Raw genomic sequence first — 206 nt, 5'->3', positions numbered from 1 at the left:
GGCGAGACTTGAACTCGCACACCTTGCGGCGCCAGAACCTAAATTGGTGGCTCCGACGGGATTCGAACCTGTGACCCCATCATTATGAGTGATGTGCTCTAACCTTCTGAGCTACGTACCCAGCTTACTGCTTTCTTCGATGGCAGTGGTGCCGGGGTTGGAACCAGGGAATGCCGGTATCAACAACCGGTGCCTTCCCGCTTGTC

At 55.8% G+C, this 206-nt stretch carries 1 tRNA gene; it reads right to left on the bottom strand.

The features are described 5' to 3' along the window. Nucleotides 1-44: 44 nt before the first annotated feature. A tRNA-Met gene (locus tag F0Q32_RS25920) sits at nucleotides 45-121 on the bottom strand. Nucleotides 122-206 lie beyond the last annotated feature (85 nt).

Origin of the sequence: Pseudocitrobacter sp. 73 (assembly GCF_008369545.1) — a bacterium.
Classification (GTDB): Bacteria; Pseudomonadota; Gammaproteobacteria; order Enterobacterales; family Enterobacteriaceae; genus Pseudocitrobacter; species Pseudocitrobacter vendiensis.
Note: the sequence above shows the minus strand (reverse complement) of the source record. Positions and strands in the feature narration are given on the sequence as shown.